General features: G+C 69.3%; 6 protein-coding genes. 2 read left to right on the top strand and 4 right to left on the bottom strand.

What is annotated here, in order from left to right:
- Positions 1-295: hypothetical protein (locus tag VNE62_06970; GenBank protein ID HVE92025.1), on the top strand; the 295-nt coding region annotated here is incomplete at its 5' end.
- Positions 296-305: 10 nt separating this feature from the next.
- Here VNE62_06970 and mca read toward each other — a convergent pair.
- Both mca and VNE62_06960 read right to left on the bottom strand, forming a co-directional pair.
- On the bottom strand, positions 306-1,187 hold the full coding sequence (gene mca / locus VNE62_06965; GenBank protein HVE92024.1) for a mycothiol conjugate amidase Mca: 882 nt from the start codon (positions 1,185-1,187) through the stop codon (positions 306-308).
- Positions 1,188-1,252: 65 nt separating this feature from the next.
- Positions 1,253-2,128: an LLM class flavin-dependent oxidoreductase gene (locus VNE62_06960; protein HVE92023.1), complete on the bottom strand. Its 876-nt coding sequence runs from the start codon at positions 2,126-2,128 to the stop codon at positions 1,253-1,255.
- 96 nt (positions 2,129-2,224) lie between these two features.
- Between VNE62_06960 and VNE62_06955 the strand changes: the two genes are divergently transcribed.
- Positions 2,225-3,550 (top strand): alpha/beta fold hydrolase, encoded by a 1,326-nt coding sequence (locus tag VNE62_06955; protein HVE92022.1) that lies wholly within the window; start codon positions 2,225-2,227, stop codon positions 3,548-3,550.
- Positions 3,551-3,580: 30 nt separating this feature from the next.
- Here VNE62_06955 and VNE62_06950 read toward each other — a convergent pair whose 3' ends face one another.
- Positions 3,581-4,495, bottom strand: coding sequence for an aminoglycoside phosphotransferase family protein (locus VNE62_06950; GenBank protein HVE92021.1), 915 nt, complete (start codon positions 4,493-4,495; stop codon positions 3,581-3,583).
- A 48-nt stretch (positions 4,496-4,543) separates the two neighbouring features.
- Positions 4,544-4,753 (bottom strand): hypothetical protein (locus tag VNE62_06945; GenBank protein HVE92020.1); only part of this gene is annotated, 210 nt, incomplete at its 5' end.

The raw sequence follows: 4,753 nt of genomic DNA, 5'->3' as shown, positions 1-4,753 counted from the left end.
GCAGATGGCTTCGTCGCAGCGTCCGGACTACGTGGTGGACCGCGCCTGGCCGGGCATCACCTACAAGGACCACTACCAGGAGACGAACTCCGCCGGATCGATGCTCGCCCCCGCCTACGCCTGCACGATGTGGGAGCTGCTTGGCCTGGACCCGGCCTCATCGGCCGAGGGACGAAAGGCCTGCGACGAGTGGAACGCCTGGAAGAACGGAGTCGTCACCCACGTCGGGACGAGTTCGCCGCCGAACCCGCAGGGCGACCCGGAGGCCGAAGCGACGCCGATCCGACACTACTGACGGGCCGGCGTTACTGTCGCTCCGAGGCTCCCACCTGATCCCTCACTCCCGCGAACAGGTCGGTCTCCGGAGGGTGCACCTCGACCAGGCTGCGGGCCAGGATGTAGTCGTCGTGCGGGTAGATCGTCCTCGCGACGTCCTCGGGGAGGCCGAACCAGAAAGGCGAGTTCGGGTCCACCTGCGTGGCGTGGGCGAGCAGCGCGCGCTGGGAGATGTCCTCAAAGCCGGTGAGGTCGATCTTCGTCGTGATGCGGTGGTCCTGCCAGTCGCGGTCAAACCACTCGGGCTTGTACGGCGACTCCAGTCCCAGCTCCAGGAACTTCTCGTGGCGCGCCCTGGCCCGCTCGCGTGACCACGCCGAGTAGTACATCTTCAGCGGCTGCCACGCCGGTCCGGCCTCCGGGTAGCGGGCGGGGTCGCCGGCGGCGTCGAAGGCCGCGATGCTCACGGAGTGCACCTGCAGGTGGTCCGGGTGCGGGTAGGACTTCTGGTCGTCGCCGTAGGTAATGAGCACGTGCGGCTGCTCGCTGCGGATGATCGCCACGAGCAGTCCCACCGCCTCGACCAGGTCGGCCTTGGCGAAGCACATCGGGTCGTCGTTGTGCGGGGAGTCGGGCATCCCGGAGTCGCGGTAGCCGAGCAGGCACAGCTCCTCGTAGCCGATGATGTCCGCCGCCGTGCGCAGCTCGTCCATCCGGACCTCGTGCAGCCGCGACCGGACGTCCTCGCGGTCCATCGCGGGATTGAGGATGTCCCCGGCCTCGCCTCCGGTGCAGCACACGAGCACCGTCCGGACCCCCTCCGCCGCGTAGCGCGCGACGGTGCCGGCCCCCTTGGAGGCCTCGTCGTCGGGGTGGGCGTGGACGGACAGAAGGCACAGCCGGTCGCTCATGGCTTCGAGTATGCCCTCGCCAGACGCAGCCGGTCAGCCGAGAGCCGGTGCATCGCAGCGCGGGTTCACGTCCGGTTCGCCAGGATCGTTTCGAAGCGGCCGAGGTCGCCCTTGTACGGGTCCTGGGGCCGCGGCCAGTGGACGACGAGGTCGGTCATGCCAACTTCGGCGTACCGCGAGAGCGTCTCCTCGAACTCACCGGCTGAACCCATTCCAGATGACAGACGCCCGCCCGTCACGACTATCCGGGAAATGGACGACGGATCACGTCCGACGTCGGCGCAGGCTTCGTCCAGCCGCGCGCACTGCTCTCGCACGAGGGCGGCTCCCTCCTCGGCCCCCAGAGAGCGCTCCCGGGAACCGTCGCCCGCCGTCACCCACGTCTGACCGAACCCGGCAGCCAGCCGCATCCCTTTGGGCCCGGAGGCCGCTACCGCGAAGGGGACGCGGGGGGCCTGGACGCACCCCGGGTAGGTCCGGGCCTCGTCGGCGGAGTAGAAACGGCCTCGGGACGTGGTTTCCGGACTGCGGAGCAGCTCGTCCAGCAGGCGGACGAACTCCGCGAACCTGGCCGTCCTTTCGGCCAGCGTCCAGGGGACCTGTCCGAGCATGGACGCGTCCCACTGCGTGGTTCCGGCGCCGATGCCGATCGTCAGTCGTCCGGACGAAACGTCGTCCAGGGTGATGATCTCCTTTGCGAATGGAACGGGGTGGCGGAAGTTGGCCGAGGACACGAGCGTCCCGAGACGGATCTTCGTGGTGACCGTGGCTGCGGCCGTCAGGGTCGGGACGGCGCCGAACCACGGCGAGTCGCGCAATTCCCGCCAGGCCAGGTGGTCGTAGGTCCACGCGTGGTCGAGGCCGAGGTCCTCCGCCAGACGCCAGTTCGAGGCGGCTCGGGCCCACGGGGTCTCGGGCAGGATCACAACGCCGATGCGCATTTCGATGCCCTTTCGTCACCTCGCCGGACCAGCTAGGAGCACGGTAACCGAGACCTCCGGGTTGCCCCCAGGGCCCCCGCGGGGAACACTGTCGGCGTGGAACCGGTGATCGCCTACGCCCGCAACGGGGACGTCAGCCTCGCCTACTCGGCGAGGGGTTCCGGCCCTGATCTGTTGCTAATACCTGGCTTCGTCTCCCACATCGAGTTCGCCCTCGAGGAACCGACGCTGGCCCGGTTCCTCGAGGTGCTCAGCTCGTTCTGCCGGCTGATCACCTACGACAAACGCGGCACCGGGCTGTCCGACCGTGGAATTGGCATCGCAACGCTCGAGGACCACATGAGCGACGCCCTAGCCGTCATGGAGGCTTCGGGCGTACCCCGGGCGCACATCCTTGGTTTTTCTGAGGGAGGGGCGACCGCGTTGCTGCTGGCGGCAACGCGGCCGGACAGGGTGTCGGGGCTTCTGGTGTACGGTGCCGGCGCCCGCGTAGCGGAGGCTCCGGACTACCCGATCGGCACGCCCTGCGAACTCATCGAATGGGCGCGCGACTACATGGCCGACGGGTGGGGAACGGGGGTGGGCCTGGACCTTTGGGCGCCGAGCGTCTCCGGCGACCAGGCCGTAGTGCGCTGGTGGGCCCAGTTCCAACGCCTGTCCGCAGGCCCCAGGGACATCCGCAATGCTTTCAACGCGCTCCTCCACATGGACATCCGCGAGGCCCTGCCGGCCATAACCGTCCCCACCCTCGTGATGCACCGCGTGCGGGACATCGTCGTCCCGATCGCGTTGGGCAGGTACATAGCCGAGCACGTACCGGGGGCGCGGATGGTCGAGCTGGACGGCGAGGACCACCTGTTCTGGACCCAGAACGTCGATGAGGTCCTGGCGGAGATCGAGCAGGTGGTGACCGGCACGCAGTCGGCTCCGGAGCCGAGGCGCAAGCTCGCGACCGTCCTTTTCACCGACATCGTCGGCTCCACTGGCGCGGCGTCCGAGAAAGGCGACTCGGAGTGGCGGAACGTGCTGGCGCGACACGACGCGATGGTCCGCCGGGCCCTGGACAGGTTCGGAGGCGAGGAGGTCAAGACCACCGGCGACGGCTTTCTGGCCACCTTCGACGGGCCGACGTCAGCCATCCGGTGCGGGACCGCCGTCGTGGACGGAGCCGTCGCGCTGGGCCTGCAGGTGCGCGTCGGCGTCCACACCGGCGAGGTAGAGCTCCTCGACCGTGACATCGGCGGTATCGGTGTCCACATCGCCAGACGCGTCATGGACCTTGCGTCCCCCGGCGAAGTCTGGACCTCGGCGACCGTCCCGGGGATCGTGGTCGGCTCCGGCGCCCGGTTCGCGTCCCGGGGCTCCCATGCGCTCAAGGGCCTGCCGGGGGACTGGGAGCTTTACGCCGTCGCGGGGGCCTGAGCGGGGGGCCCGGCAGGCAAGCCGACGGGCCTACGTAACCAGGCTCGCCAACACCCCGGCCCTTTCCATCTTCACGCGCGTCCAGGTGGTGCCGGCATTGAAGCCGCCCAGCAATTCCTGGACCGCCGTCAGCAGCGCCCACCACGTCAGGTGGGAACGATCCAGGTCCAAGTTGGTCCCCAGCAGCCGGATTCGCCGCTGGAAGACGTCTGCCTCGGGGCACGACTCGGCTTCGTCCGGGACGTAGCAGGCCAGGTACGCGGCGTCGGCGGCGCGGTCGCCCACCACCGGCTCCGGATCGATGGCCAGCCACGGCTCCCGCTGCGCCGACAAGACGTTCTGGGGGCCGATCTCCCCGTGCAGGAGCGTGTCGTGTCCGGTGGCCTCAGCGATCGTGGCTGCGAACCCGGCGAGGTCCTCGATGAGGTTGGCGCTCAACGGGGTCATGTGGGCCTCGTTGAGCGAACGAAGCTCGTCCGGCCACAGGGCCGCCCGGTCCGTCAGGCGCGGCCACCGGGGGGTATCGGGAGCCGGACGCCAGATCCTGCGCAGGACACCCGTCGCCGCGAGCGCCTGATCCTCCGTCAGGTGGCTGTCCGTAAGCGGTGCCCCGGGTTCGCATCGCTCGAGCAGGAGGACCCAGGCCTCCTCGCGCAGGACGCGCACCGCGCCCCGTCCGTCCCAGAGCCGCAGGGCGTCACTCTGCCGGCGAGCGGACTCCTTCGGCAGCGTGATCTTGAGGACGGCACGTGACCCGTCCTCGCAGGAGGCCGGGACGACATAGGCGCAGTAGCCGCCGGGCTCGAAGGCCGGTCCGGTGGTCAGCCCCCATCGCCGCTCCAGATCCCCCACCTGTTCCGGCAGCTGGTCTGTCCATTGCCGGCCTTCGTCGCCCAGCCGGCGCAGCGTGAACGACAGGTTCTCGGGCAACCTGAGCGAGCTCACTCGGGACGTCACCTCGTCGTCATGTCGGAGCCAGTCGTCCGACCTCGCTCAACCCGCCCAGTCGATGATCGTTTCGCACTTGACCGGATCGTGCGTCAGCCCCACGCCGAGCCCCCAGAGCCAGTAGTCCACACACCGGACGATCGTCCATGCTCGGGCGAGTTGAGCGTCCAGGTCGCCCGCCTCGACGAGTCTTGCGAAGTGGCAGTCCAACCGGCTCACGTCCTCCAGGTCATCCAGCGCCCGCCACAGCAGCTG

Source organism: Actinomycetota bacterium, assembly GCA_035536535.1.
Taxonomy (GTDB): Bacteria; Actinomycetota; JAICYB01; order JAICYB01; family JAICYB01; genus DATLNZ01.
Note: the sequence above shows the minus strand (reverse complement) of the source record. Positions and strands in the feature narration are given on the sequence as shown.

Excerpts from the sequence above, each read along its gene's own strand:
- mca (HVE92024.1), bottom strand. The coding sequence starts at position 1,187 with ATGAGCGACCGGCTGTGCCTTCTGTCCGTCCACGCCCACCCCGACGAC.
- VNE62_06960 (HVE92023.1), bottom strand. The coding sequence starts at position 2,128 with ATGCGCATCGGCGTTGTGATCCTGCCCGAGACCCCGTGGGCCCGAGCC.